The following is an 11888-nucleotide window of genomic DNA, read 5'->3' on the forward strand; positions in this document are numbered from 1 at the left end:
ACCAGTTGAAGTGCTCAAAGAGTACATCGAGAATCAAGATAGGCCAACTTGACGTTGGCCGCGCTATCCATCTCCCACCAAAATATCTCGCCTGAGCTCGTTAATTTTGGAAGGAGAATTACGCGCTATCCGTTAAAATCCGCTGAATAGCAGGGTGGATCGGGTCTGGTGTACGGGTAATAGCATAGTGTTGGCTGAAGACCTCACAGGTTTCCCCAATCTCCTGCACCCCGTATTGCTGACACACCTGCTGTTTAATTGCAGTGGGTGCGGCAAAAATCCCTTTCCCTTCCTGGGCAAAGATCTTAATTAAAGCGCTGTCACTGATCTCGGCGCAAACCCTGGTGCGGATATTGCGCTTTTTCAACCAGTTCATCAGCTCATAAAACCAGGGCGTATCGGTGTCATTGGCTAATAGCGGCTGACCATTAAGAGAGTGAGGAAAATCCGGGATCAACTTCTCTGCTATTTCAGGCGTAGCAAAGAGCGACAGGGCAGAGCTGAGCAGCGGGGTAAAAAACAGCGACTGGTTTTGCTCAGGTGGTGGTTGATTGCTTAACACGATATCCAGCTGTTGACTTTGCAGGCTGCGCATCAGATCAGCCTGGTGACCGCTGACCACTTTCAGGTGCACCTCGCTGCTGCGCTCCATAGCAGGTGCAATCAGTTTGTAAGCGATCAGTTTATGAATAGACGCACATATCCCGATATTCAGGTTAAGTGGCATTGAGGCTCTGGGCTGATTGAGAAACTGATCCAGTTCACCGGCCATGGTAAAGATCTGATTGGCGTACTGGCGTACCTGCTCGCCCATAGGGTTCAATTTTAGACTGCGACCATTACGGGTAAACAGGGTGCCATAGTTGGCTTCAAAAGCCGTGAGCTGACCACTCAGGGTTTGAGGGGCCAGGTCCAGATACTCACTGGCCCGGGCGATAGAGCCAGTTTCTGCGATCACCCAGAAATAGTACAGGTGTTTCATATTCAGATCTTTCAGCATAGTGCCTGCCTTCTGTTTATTCCTGTATATACGCCATGAAGCCGGTTTTAGCGTACTTTGCTTTACGTATAAATGTAATCGAAATATTCTTGTACAGACGCTTATCTCATCAAACATATACCAATCATATATCTATCTTCCTCAATCGCTTCATTGTCATACTGAAGCATTTAAGCCAGCTAACATACGATCAGGCAGAGCATGATTATTATCGTGTTTCATCCATTCCTGAACGTTTTATAGTTATCAATGTAAAACATCAACAGACCAAAAAACTTATTCTTACCGACATTATTAGCTGAGCACACCTATAGATAAAAAAATTTACAAATAAATTAACCTTCGTTTTCCATCAAAAAACATCAAGTCAAATTAGCTTATAAAAATGATAGTAAAATCAGGCATAAGCGTCTTGTTTTCTGCGACAAATGAAATCGCAGCACCAAACAAAAAAACACGCACAACCAATTGATTTACAACACCTTACAACCAAACATCATTATTATATAAAACAAAAAATACATATTTTATGAATGTGATAAAAAATGTCGCAATATATTAATAAAAACAAAATAAAACATTTTCTTACCGCATAACCTTGAGACCGCATGCGTCGTATTAGTGTATTTTTTTATTCTGGACATAGTAAATAGAAAAATGGATATTTGGCTCGCTGTTGAATTTGGTTCTTAAATGGGACCGACATTGCAATAGATTAGTTCTTACTGCTTTAACAGATTAATTTTATACCAGGAGTTGAAAATGGCTAAGGAAGGTAGCGTTGCGCCTAAAGAGCGCATCAATATCAAGTATGTTCCGGCAACCGGTGATCAGCAGGCCGAAATCGAACTGCCGCTGAAGATGCTGGTTGTTGGTGACTATAAAGGGCATCCGGAAGATACCCCTATTGAAGAAAGGGAAATTGTTTCTATCGATAAAAATAATTTCCAATCTGTACTGAAAGCCTCCGATCTTAATATTGAGACCTCCGTTAAAAACCGCTTGGTTGACGAAGATGACGTTGATCTACCCGTCAAGCTATCTTTTAAATCACTCTCTGACTTTGCTCCTGACTCTATTGCTCAACAAGTGCCTGAGCTGAAAAAGCTAATTGAATTACGCGAAGCACTCCAGGCATTGAAAGGCCCACTGGGCGGTGTTTGTCAAGATAGTTGGCACTATTAAAGGTTCTATGCCGCCTGCCTTTCAGATTTTTTGTCCCCTACAGAGTCAGATATTAATGGCGAAACCATGCTGACGTACCGGGGCACCAATAATGGCGTGACCGGTAAGCAGGATTGGAAAACCAATCTGATGCAGGGCATGGGTAAAGAGACAGATCAGTATAATCAGGCTATGGAACTGGCGGAGAAAACTCAAAGAGCTGTTGGAGATGACTTTAGTATTGTTGGTCATTCTCTGGGAGGCGGTCTGGCATCATCAGGGGTCGCCGTTACAGGCCAACCTGGATATACCTTTAATGCTGCGGGACTTCACCCGGATACCCCCGCACGTAAAGGTGGGTTAAGTCTTGAAGAAACCAGTAAGCTGATACAAACCCAATCTGTGAAAGGTGAAGTACTTACTCTGGCTCAGGAAAATGCTAATACGGCCATTACCGGAGGTTTAACGGCACTGGGTAATAAGCTGGGAGGGCCTGTCGGGGCGAGTATCGGTTTAGCCATAGGCTCATTTCTGGTGCCCAAAGTACCTGAAGCGGTTGGCAGTAAGCGCGATCTGCCTGGCAGTGGCATGAATCCTGTTGCAAGGCATGGTATGGATCAGGTTATTGATGGCATCGAAAGCCAGAAAAAAGAAGATATTAAGACACTATTGAGTGGATAAGAGCTGATACATTCAGAGATGAATATTTTTCGATATTTTAAAAAGCTGGCGGCGTTATTAGGACTGGTCAGTGCAAGTGTACTGAATGGAGGCTGCATGCAGGCATCAGAGTTTTTTGATCGTGATATGACACAGTTGTTGAATACCATTGTGAAACAGGATCGCGTGCGGGCCAGAGAATTGCTGGATCAGGGGCTGGATTTAAATATTCATGGCCAGGAAGGCATTACGCCACTTATCTGGTTGGTGATGCAGAAAGATAAAGCAGCGGTTCAGCTGGCGATTGAGTTAGGCGCCGATCCTGATTTCCCATCAGATGATGGTGGGAGCCTGGTGGCGATGGTGGCCGGTGGTAATGACAGTGAATTACTGCAGTTATTGCTGGATAAAGGGGCCGATCCGGATTCAGTGGATCATAACGGCAAACCAGCCTTATTTCCGGTGGTTGCTTATGCCAGAAAGGACCAGCTGGATTTAATGCTGGCTGCAGGTGCAGATATCAACAAAACAGATAAAAGCAATGCTACGCCTTTGAATTACGCTGGTTCATTAAGGCTATATGAAATGGCCTACAGGTTACTGATGAATAATGCGGATCATACTATTCGTGATTCTACGGATGGCGATATTGCCTGGTCTGTTCATACTGCGCTTGAGAAAAGAATTACTGCCCCTGAATCAGACCAATATCCCTGGTTGTTAAAAGTCAGAGATATTCTGGTAGAGCGAGGAGTCACTTTCCCTCCGATATCACCTCGTCAGGTGCGTATAAAAGAAGGTCGACCGAATAAGTGGGATTTAGAAGCGATGGAGAAAGAAAATAAAAGCTGAGTAAAAAATAAAGTCAGCTACCGCAATGTTATGAACGGAAAAGTATTGTACCGCCTGGTCACTATTTTATCAGGCTTGTTTGTTTCAGGCTGTCACTACGGCATAGTTTCTGATTATTTTGATAGGGGTACAGTTGAGTTGATCAATGCAATTGAACATCAGGATCAATCAAAAGCTCAACACTATATCGATCAGGGACTGGATTTAAATATCCACGGTCAGGAAGGTATTACGCCACTGATCTGGTTGGTCATGAAAAAGGATAAATCAGTGATCAGATTAGCCTTAGAGTTAGGTGCAGATCCGAACTTTCCATCGGGCGATGGTGACTCATTATTAGCAATGGTTGCTGGTGGTAATGATGACGAATTATTGGTGTTACTGCTCGACAATGGCGCGGATCCGAATAGCGTGAACAGGCACGGCAAGCCTGCGATATTTGGTGCAATTGCCTACCATAAATTTGAACAGATCAGAATACTGATGAAATATGGTGTAGACATTGATAAGACGGATAAATCCAGTCTGACACCTGCTAACTATGCAACAACATTCAACTTTTATGACATCGTTCATTTCTTATTAGAGCAGGGAGCAGACCACACCATTCGTAATGCTTCTCGTGGTGATCTTGCCTGGTCTTTACATGATGCTTTAAAAGACAACCTGATTCGGCCTGACTCAGAACAGATGGACTGGGCGCTCAAGGTAAAAGAATGGCTTATCAACAAAGGGGTTACCTTTCCTCCACCATCGCCTCGTGAAATACGCATTAAAGAAGGCCGTCCCAACATGTGGGATCTGGAGGCGATGGAGAAAGAAAAGAAAAACAATGACCGCTATAAATCATCTGAAAATAGCAGCTAATATATTATTCCTATATACAATATTAATGCTGGGGAAAACAATGGCATCAGAGTACAACCCCAAAAGCTATTTTACTGGTAGTTATTTAGAAGCTGCCAAAGCCATATACAGTAATGATACTAATGATTTAGCTAAAGCTTTAAATCAGATAGATGATATAGACAAATCAGGAATAAACCAAAGATACACCTTGCTAATTTATGCAGTAAAATTAAAGTCAAAAGACTCTATGTTGCATTTATTAGAAAATGGTGCATCACCCACTGCGCTGGCAGTGGATGATAACGATAGAGAGTTCAGTGCAATACATTCCTCTATCACTATTAATGATATTGGGCCACTAAAGATAATTATTGATAATGGGGTTTCACCAGATTATACAGAAAAAGGTATCCCAATTGCTTTTTTAGCCCAAAAATGGAATAACTATGATGCACTTTATTTTTTGATGGAAAATAAAGTTGACGCAAATAAAACAACAAAGATTGGTAAAAGCTTGCTCATGGATGCCTTATCTCGACTGGATTATGATTTAGCTATGAAGTGGATTGATTATGGTGCTGATGTTCACCATATCGATAGCTTAGGGCGAAGCTCACCTTACTTCGTTCAAAGAGACCTCGAGAGTTATATAGAAGGATCCGAGCCTTACGAAAAGTTACAGCAAATAAAAGAAATGATGATAGATAGAGGTGCAGAGTTCCCCGTATTATCTCCAGAAGAACAAAGAGAAAAATTAGGTATTGTCTGGTGTGAAGACCCAGAAGGTTGGATGCACAGGTCTGAATGCAATGTTGTTGGTGATTAATACGTTAGTAATTATGTTGAAAACAATTATTTTTCGGCTGTTTTCAGTTCTATCATGTTTGCTTTTTTCAGGCTGTCACTACGGCATGGCTTCTGATTATTTTGATCGTGATATGACGCAATTGTTGAATAGCATTGTGAAACAGGATCGTGTGCGGGCCAGAGAATTACTGAATCAGGGACTGGATTTAAATATCCACGGTCAGGAAGGTATTACGCCACTGATCTGGTTGGTCATGAAAAAGGATAAATCAGCGACCATATTAGCCTTAGAGTTAGGTGCTGATCCGAATTTTCCTGCGGGCGATGGTGACTCATTATTAGCAATGGTTGCTGGTGGTAACGATGATGAATTATTGGTGTTACTGCTCGACAATGGAGCGGATCCGAATAGCGTGAACAGGCATGGCGAGCCTGCGATATTTGGTGCAATTGCCTACCATAAATTTGAACAGATCAGAATGCTGATGAAATATGGTGTAGACATTGATAAGACGGATAAATCCAGTCTGACACCTGCCAGCTATGCAACAACATTCAACTTTTATGACATCGTTCACTTCTTCTTAGAACAGGGAGCAGACCACACCATTCGTGATGCTTCTCGCGGTGATCTTGCCTGGTCTTTACATGACGCTTTAAAAGACAACCTGATTCGGCCTGACTCAGAGCAGATGGATTGGGCGCTCAAGGTAAAAGAATGGCTAATCAGCAAAGGGGTTTCCTTTCCTCCACCATCGCCTCGTGAAATACGAATTAAAGAAGGCCGTCCCAATATGTGGGATCTGGAGGCGATGGAGAAAGAAAAGAAAAATTGAGATCCATAGTTAAGTGATCGTCAGAGCAATGTTAAACCACCTGATCGTTATTCTTTCCGGTTTTCTGTTTTCAGGTTGCCACTATGGCAAGGCTTCCGATTATTTTAATCAGGATATGGTTGAACTGATTAGCGCGATTGAGCATCAGGATCAATCAAAAGCTCAACGTTATATCGCTCAGGGACTGGATTTAAATATTCATGGTCAGGAAGGTATTACGCCACTGATCTGGCTGGTGATGCAGAAAGATAAAGCGGCGATCAGATTAGCCTTAGAGTTAGGCGCCGATCCGAATTTTCCTGCAGGAGATGGCGGAAGTCTGATTGCGATGGTGGCCGGTGGTAACGACAGTGAATTGCTGCAGTTATTACTGAATAAAGGCGCTGATCCGGATTCTGTTGATCATAACGGTGAGCCCGCTTTGTTTCCGGTAGTGGCTTATGCCAGAAAGGATCAATTGAATTTAATGCTGGCGGCTGGTGCAGATATCAACAGAACAGATAAGACCAATGCAACACCGCTTATATACGCTGGCGATCTATTGAAGTTTGACATGGTATGTCTCCTTTTAAAGAACGGAGCTGACCATACGGTAAGGGATTCAACCGATGGGGATATTGCCTGGTCGGTACATGAAGCGATAGAGGAAAAGTTGGTTCAACCAGGTTCAGAGCAATATGAATGGTTACTTAAAGCAAAGGCGCTCCTGATGAATAGAGGTGTCGCATTTCCTCCTCTGTCTCCTGACCAGGTACGTATCAAAGAAGGCCGCCCCAACTCATGGGATCTTGAAGCGATTCGCACAGGATCTGACCAATAACAAAGCTAAGCAGGAAGCAAATGTGAACAGGGATGACAGGCAAAAGCCTATTCGATTATTCGATATATACAACCGTAGCGAGCAGCCCGTTTACTGGCTGGTGGCTGCGGACGTGCATCCTGAGTTTCATGACTTCTGGCAGGCACAGATTCAGAACAACCCCTGCCACTGGTGTCGCCTTTTTGATGGCTCTGATTTTGAAGTATACAGTGGCGCCTCCCCATTACTGATTCGTATTGAAGACGGTGGCCCCGGTGAAACCCTGTTCCACTGGGTGCTGGATGCGCTTCGGGAGGCGGCAGACACCGAAGACCCCAGTGCTTCCACGCATGTGTCCGCTGATGATGCCAACAACGTTTCCAACAGCGCCTTTGACAGCCCTTTCGAGAATATAGGCCAGATCTGGCAAAGCCCGGACGATTTACACCGCCTGAAACAGCAGCTGCACCCCTGGCTGACCTGTCATTACCCGTTCAATGAAACCTCCCTGTTTGAGTTTTACCGCAACCCGGTGATGCGTCGCTGGTTATCGGTGTTATCACCGGAAGATAAAACCACCCTGATCGGCACCGCTACCTTATATTTGCCCGGCCTGCCGGACAGTGAAGCAGACACTTACTTCTGGTACACCGGCCAGTCTCCGCAGATTACCCCTGCGACCAGCGGATCGCTTGCAGTACAGAAGCAAAGGCAACAGCAACTGACTGAACAGGGCGGCCACAGCCTGAGTAAAGCGCACTACAGCCAGATTTTTTATGAAGACCGCATCGAACGCATTGTGATGCAGATCTACCAGCAACTGGTGCAACAGCAGGGTGAACTGTTTGATCCGGCCTGGGTGCAGCTTCGTTTTGAGCAGAGTCTGGAACTGGGCCACCGCCTGTACCCGCAAGAAGATGACATCACTATAGAAACCTTTGCACTGTATCGCTTCCTGATCAGCAGCGAGTTTTACCAGCACCCCGAATTTATCCGCTTAACCCGTGAATACAGCCTGAGAGACAGCATTGGCCTGTTCAGCCGCAGCGAAGAATATCGCGCCGAACTACAACAGTATTATCATCAGAAGGAGTCGTTACCCCCGGGTAACTGACAGTCAGTATGGACGATCAACGTAACGCGTTTTCTGAGCAATCCGGTACATCTGCACCCGCCGATTCCGGCGAAAGGCTCAGCGTGATAAACCGCTTCGAACTCTCGCAGGACGACTGGCAGCAGATGCTGACGCAGCCGGGCCTGTTTTTACTGGCAGAAGCGGCGCTGAATGAGGACGTTCCCGGACTGGCAGAACAGTTCAGCGACCCGGCCGCTAATCGCCTGTACTGGGGACAATCCGGGCGTATTCATGCCTCTGTCTCACCCTATGCGATTCGGGTTGATCAGGATAACTGGCACGAGATGAAAGCCATCTGCGAACAGCCACAATGGGGCATCGCCCTACAGCTGAACCCGCTGATGAATGCCCATACACCGGTCGATCAGCTGATCGCTCTGATGAACCACCTACGCAGCTGGAGTCTGGTAAAAGCCCAGCCCGATGATGAAGAACTGCGCCTGCTGAGGATCAGTGACTGGCAGGTGATTCAGAACCTGTTATCCGCATGCTCACCATCAGAAACAGCGGACTTTTACGGCCCGGTTTATCGCCTTATCGGCCTGCAGAAAGATCAAATCACCTGCCTGGAACACACCGGCACCTTTACCCCTTACCCGGCCTTTCAGGCACCCCGTCAGCTGACCGAGGCACAGTTTCTGGCGATTTCAGCCCAGCCTATGGCTGACAACCTGATCCGCTATACCGAACATATTCGCCAGCACCACCCGGAAGTGAATCAATGGCCAGAGCCGACGCTGAATGACTTTGTTGAACAGCAGGTGAAGCAGGCCCGTTTACACGACTTCAGTAACGAAAGAGATCTGGTGCGTTACCTGAGTCTGGCGGTGAGTTTTGGCGCAGACTTTACTCACCAACCCTGGGCACAGGAGGTACTGAACAGCAGCGTACCTTCCGGCCCGGACTCCCGAATGGACCGTCTGTTTAACAACCCCCTCCAATCACTCGACAAGGAAGAGCAGGCATGAGTAATAAGGATACAAAAGCTCAACTGGCAGCCAGTGCAGAAGCCGCTGAGATGAACTTTTCCACCGACAACGTGCTGGATGGTGGTTGTGCAGAATGCGCTTGTGAAATCATTCTGAATTATGTCTACGACGATGGCGAACCTGTCCCGAATGCTGCTTTTGTTCTGGAAGATAGCAACGGTAAGCTGATTGATGGCAAAACGGACAAGAAAGGCCTGTGCAAAATTGAAAACATGGGCTGCGGCCCGTTTGAAGTTCTTTTGGAAGAAGGTGACGACGACTTTGATCCGACTAAGACAGTAAAAAATAATCCTGTCATGCAGAGCAACCCGATGTACTCCGCCATCGCGGGTGAATACTTCACGTTATTTGTCATGCTCAGAGACAAAGGTTATCTGGAGTACGACCCGGATGACAGCGATGATGATGAAGTTGATGTTGATCGCAGTTCGCTGATTACAGTGGTGGCCCGTGATGATAAGGATGCCTATCACCGCTTCTGGCAATTAAACAGACGGATTAATCGGGGGCCCAAAGACCTTAAAGTTGCGGTAAACAAAATCCATAACGCCGTGGCCGCTGAAGTCGCCAGTCAGGAGGGCGGCTCTAACATCGCCATTATGCTGCTCTGTGAGGTGGTTATTGGCTGTATTCCCCTTGTGGGGCAAGCGGTTGACGTTTACTGTCTTGGTGACTGGTGCTGGAGAAGTTATAAAGATCCGGGACTATTAAACGACAACTGGCATAAAGCCGAAGGGCTGCTGAATATTGTTGCTCTGGTGCCTGGTCTGGGTGATGCGCTTAAAGTGATCGGCAAAGCCGTGATCAAAGCGCTGAAAGATGGTGGCAAGGTAGCTATTCAGACGGCGATCAAAGTGATTCGTAGCCTGTCGGATGGCAACATCGTCAAATTCCTGGCGAAGTTCAGAAGTTTGCTGAGTGACGTAGTATCAGAAACCAAAGGGATGCTGGCCAAAATGGCCGTTAGCCTGAGAAAGTCTCAGGCCGATGCCAGAAAAAGCTGGTTCTCTAAACATCTGGACGATGATTTTGCCGGTATTATTGATGCACTGGATACCATTGCTGCGGGCATTGAAGCCATTGCCAGTTTTGTCAGTGACAAAATTGATGGGTTTATCCCTGAAATTATTACACGTGCCACTGGAACCCCTGTAGCTAAAGGCAGCGAAAACCCGGTACTGATCATCAATGCAGGGGTGGAGCAACCTGAATATGACTCTGGTGGCAGCACCTTCGACCCGATCACCGGACTGAGCCGGTCACGTAAAAAGAACCAGCTATGTAAGACCAACAAATGCAAGGGCGAAGGCGAACCGGTTGATATGGCAACCGGTTATGTCTTTGAGGAGCGCAGCGATTTTGAACTACCCGGCCCGCTTGAACTGGTTCACAGCCGTTATTATCGCTCTGCCGGTGAACGTTACAGCGGTTTGCTGGGCAGCTTATGGCGCAGTAACTGGGATATCTGTCTTGAGCTGACCGATAACCTGGTACGCTTTACCGATGATAAATATGGTGAAGCCTGGTTTGATATCCCCAAAGAAGGCGAATTTACCGTTGCAGACACCCGCCCTGAATGGCGTTTAACCCGTTATCAGGGCGCTCTGGAACTGCATCATCTGGATGGTCAGTGCTATCGCTTTGAACATGCTCTGGGCACTCAACTACTGCTGACCCGTATACGTGACAGCCACGGTAATGCACATAACTTCCTGTACGAACGAGGCATACTCCGCTGGGTGGTACTCAGTGATGAGCGTCTGATTCAGGTTGAGACACGACACCGCCGTATTACCCGCATGACCCTGATGACACCGGATCGCCAGCCGATTCGGGAACTGGTCCGTTTTGAGTACAACAAGCAGGGACAGATGACCCGCTGTCGGGCCGATGCCGGACGTAATTTCGATTACGAATACGGCACACAAGGGCGGATGCTGCGCTGGGCCGACCTGAATAAAACCTGGGTTGAGCATGATTACGATGACCAGGGGCGGGCCATCTCCACACGCTGTAGCGACGGTTACTGGCATGATCAGATTCGTTATGACGATGACCAGAATATTGTCTACTACAAAAATGCTCTGGAAGGGGTACTGGCCTATCACCATGATGAGCGCAACAACATCATTCGTATTGTTGATCCTCTGGGCCATGCAACCGAACAGGAGTGGGACGGTAATAACCTGACCGCAGTAATTAATCCACTGGGTGAGAAAACCGCCTATAGCTACAACGACCGGGGACAGGTCACCGAGGTTGTTCAGCCGGATGGCAGCAGTGAAAGCTATGAATATGATGATCAGGGCCTGCCCGTCAGCTATACCAACCCGCTGGGGGCCGCCTGGCAGTATTCATTTGATGCGCAGCGCAACCTGCGCAGCCTGACCGACCCGCTGGGCAACCAATGGCGGTATGACTATAACCCTCAGGGACGTTTAATCCGGGAAACCTCCCCCGAAGGCAATACCACCCAGCTGGACTGGAACCAGGCCTGCCAGCTGATGCAGGTGCAGACGAACCAGCAACTGCCGGTCTCCTTCCGATACGACGCTCAGGGCCGGATCAGCCAGCGAATCAGCCATCAGGAAGAGGGTACACCAGACCTGATCCGTCGCTGGTTCTATCACGACAGCAGTCCGCGCCCGGCCCGTATCCAGTGGGAAGATGGCACGGAAAGCCAGTTCGAATACGATATTGAAGGCAACCTGATCCGCACCACCAACCCCAGAGGTGACAGCCAGCATTATCAGTACGGTGCCTTTGATAAACTGCTGCAATCCACCGACCCTCTGGG

11 protein-coding genes are annotated in these 11888 nt (G+C 47.1%); 10 read left to right on the forward strand and 1 reads right to left on the reverse strand.

The genetic code is table 11. The features are described 5' to 3' along the window. Positions 1-118: 118 nt before the first annotated feature. The gene (locus H579_RS0117805) at positions 119-1000 is read right to left on the reverse strand and encodes a LysR family transcriptional regulator (RefSeq protein ID WP_051227831.1); all 882 of its coding nucleotides are present in this window, start codon (positions 998-1000) and stop codon (positions 119-121) included. A 762-nt stretch (positions 1001-1762) separates the two neighbouring features. Between H579_RS0117805 and tssB the strand changes: the two genes are divergently transcribed. From tssB to H579_RS0117855, 10 genes are all read left to right on the forward strand, one after another. Further along, positions 1763-2185, forward strand: coding sequence for a type VI secretion system contractile sheath small subunit (gene tssB / locus H579_RS26310; RefSeq protein ID WP_084624208.1), 423 nt, complete (start codon positions 1763-1765; stop codon positions 2183-2185). A 66-nt stretch (positions 2186-2251) separates the two neighbouring features. Further along, the gene (locus H579_RS26315; protein WP_051227832.1) at positions 2252-2845 is read left to right on the forward strand and encodes a Tle-like phospholipase domain-containing protein; all 594 of its coding nucleotides are present in this window, start codon (positions 2252-2254) and stop codon (positions 2843-2845) included. Between the two features lie 18 nt (positions 2846-2863). Then, positions 2864-3676 (forward strand): ankyrin repeat domain-containing protein, encoded by an 813-nt coding sequence (locus tag H579_RS26320; protein WP_051227833.1) that lies wholly within the window; start codon positions 2864-2866, stop codon positions 3674-3676. 30 nt (positions 3677-3706) lie between these two features. Next, complete coding sequence (locus H579_RS26325) at positions 3707-4543, forward strand: ankyrin repeat domain-containing protein (protein WP_051227838.1); 837 nt, start codon at positions 3707-3709, stop codon at positions 4541-4543. Next, complete coding sequence (locus H579_RS0117830) at positions 4509-5351, forward strand: ankyrin repeat domain-containing protein (RefSeq protein ID WP_028301807.1); 843 nt, start codon at positions 4509-4511, stop codon at positions 5349-5351. Before H579_RS26325 ends, H579_RS0117830 begins: the two co-directional genes overlap by 35 nt. After that, complete coding sequence (locus tag H579_RS26330; RefSeq protein WP_051227839.1) at positions 5335-6168, forward strand: ankyrin repeat domain-containing protein; 834 nt, start codon at positions 5335-5337, stop codon at positions 6166-6168. The genes H579_RS0117830 and H579_RS26330 overlap by 17 nt, the downstream gene beginning before the upstream one ends. Positions 6169-6196: 28 nt before the next feature. Further along, the gene (locus H579_RS26335; RefSeq protein ID WP_051227841.1) at positions 6197-6988 is read left to right on the forward strand and encodes an ankyrin repeat domain-containing protein; all 792 of its coding nucleotides are present in this window, start codon (positions 6197-6199) and stop codon (positions 6986-6988) included. 22 nt (positions 6989-7010) lie between these two features. Continuing rightward, on the forward strand, positions 7011-8081 hold the full coding sequence (locus H579_RS0117845) for a DUF4123 domain-containing protein (protein WP_157834652.1): 1071 nt from the start codon (positions 7011-7013) through the stop codon (positions 8079-8081). Between the two features lie 8 nt (positions 8082-8089). Next, a complete protein-coding gene (locus H579_RS0117850; RefSeq protein ID WP_051227842.1) occupies positions 8090-9070 on the forward strand; it encodes a DUF4123 domain-containing protein in 981 nt (326 codons plus the stop codon). Next, the coding region (locus H579_RS0117855) for a DUF6531 domain-containing protein (protein WP_028301810.1) at positions 9067-11888 on the forward strand (2822 nt) is incomplete at its 3' end. The genes H579_RS0117850 and H579_RS0117855, both read left to right, overlap by 4 nt.

The organism is Oceanospirillum beijerinckii DSM 7166 (assembly GCF_000422425.1).
Lineage (GTDB): Bacteria > Pseudomonadota > Gammaproteobacteria > Pseudomonadales > Halomonadaceae > Oceanospirillum > Oceanospirillum beijerinckii.

Coding starts and splice junctions, on each gene's coding strand:
- H579_RS0117805 (WP_051227831.1), bottom strand. CDS start 1,000: ATGCTGAAAGATCTGAATATGAAACACCTGTACTATTTCTGGGTGATC.
- tssB (WP_084624208.1), top strand. CDS start 1,763: ATGGCTAAGGAAGGTAGCGTTGCGCCTAAAGAGCGCATCAATATCAAG.
- H579_RS26315 (WP_051227832.1), top strand. CDS start 2,252: ATGCTGACGTACCGGGGCACCAATAATGGCGTGACCGGTAAGCAGGAT.
- H579_RS26320 (WP_051227833.1), top strand. CDS start 2,864: ATGAATATTTTTCGATATTTTAAAAAGCTGGCGGCGTTATTAGGACTG.
- H579_RS26325 (WP_051227838.1), top strand. CDS start 3,707: ATGAACGGAAAAGTATTGTACCGCCTGGTCACTATTTTATCAGGCTTG.
- H579_RS0117830 (WP_028301807.1), top strand. CDS start 4,509: ATGACCGCTATAAATCATCTGAAAATAGCAGCTAATATATTATTCCTA.
- H579_RS26330 (WP_051227839.1), top strand. CDS start 5,335: ATGTTGTTGGTGATTAATACGTTAGTAATTATGTTGAAAACAATTATT.
- H579_RS26335 (WP_051227841.1), top strand. CDS start 6,197: ATGTTAAACCACCTGATCGTTATTCTTTCCGGTTTTCTGTTTTCAGGT.
- H579_RS0117850 (WP_051227842.1), top strand. CDS start 8,090: ATGGACGATCAACGTAACGCGTTTTCTGAGCAATCCGGTACATCTGCA.